General features: G+C 49.2%; 1 protein-coding gene. It reads left to right on the plus strand.

Translation table 11 applies throughout. The features are described 5' to 3' along the window. Window positions 1-847, plus strand: an 847-nt coding sequence (locus tag ACM2FC_RS23510; protein ID WP_498483456.1) for a condensation domain-containing protein, incomplete at both ends; no start/stop codon positions are given.

An 847-nucleotide genomic window follows, 5' to 3' on the forward strand; every position in this document is an offset into this window, starting at 1 on the left:
TGAGCGAGTGGGGATAGAAGATAACTTCTTCCGCATCGGTGGGGATTCTATTGTCGCTATTCGTTTGATGGCTCGGATCCGTCAGGCGATGATGAAAGAGTTGGCGTTGCCGGCGTTATATGCTCATCCAACGATAGCAAGTTTGGTGGGTCAGTTGCGTGATGAACTGAGGGTGATCCCCGCACGGAACCAACAGCGTTATGCCTTATCGTTTGCTCAGCAGCGTTTGTGGTTTATTGAGCAATACCAACAGGGCAGTGCGACTTATCATATGCCTCAGTTGGTGACGTTGACTGCAGAGGCCGATGAAGGCCGACTGTTTGAAGTCTTGACGATGATAACCCAGCGTCACGCCGTGTTGCGCAGTACCTATCATAGTGATGAGGAAGGTGAGGGTTATACTTTATGGCAAGCGTCACCGCTGTCTTATCCCTGTCGTAGTGCAAGAAATAAGGATGAACTGTCAGGTTTAGTGCAAGAAGATATTCAGCGTCCCTTTTATCTCAGTGAAGAATGTCCGTTAAGAGTGTGTCGCTATGCTTATCAGGATGAGCGGTACTTGTTATTAATGTTTCATCACATTGCGTTCGACGGTTGGTCACAGGAAATCTTCCTAAAAGAGTTGTCGGAGGGGTATCAGGCGCTGAGTGAACACCGAGAGCCAAGGCTACCTGAGTTATCGATATCTTATGGTGATTATGCTGAGTGGCAACGCGATTATCTTACCGGAGAGGTATTGGCGCGAGAGCTCGATTACTGGCGCACGCAGTTGTCCGGTTATGAGCCACTGGTGCTGACGACCGATAAAATGAGGCCAGCCCAGATAAATTCTGAAGGTGCAACGGCC

The organism is Vibrio sp. A37 (assembly GCF_059777565.1).